At 38.8% G+C, this 240-nt stretch carries 1 pseudogene; it reads right to left on the minus strand.

Annotation, left to right across the window (positions count from 1 at the left end):
- Positions 1-240, minus strand: a pseudogene (locus tag C5687_RS25210) (hypothetical protein); the annotation flags it as partial.

Consider the following 240-nt stretch of genomic DNA (forward strand, 5'->3'; position numbering starts at 1 on the left):
CTTCAAACTTAAGACTGACCGAGGCTTCTTTTAATTGTTTCCAGAGCTCTTTGGTATCTATTTTCCCTGACCTGACTGTTTTTTTGGTTTCATTACCGTCCGCATCAATACTTATGACTTCTTTATTTTCATATTTAATGAAGCTGGCCTCACTACTTTTCTTATCCACTTTACTGAGTTTGTATTTCCGCCAGTGGCTGCGAATTTTATCGGAGCGGACATAGGTACTTTTAAATCCGG

The organism is Enterobacter sichuanensis, from assembly GCF_002939185.1.
Taxonomy (GTDB): Bacteria; Pseudomonadota; Gammaproteobacteria; order Enterobacterales; family Enterobacteriaceae; genus Enterobacter; species Enterobacter sichuanensis.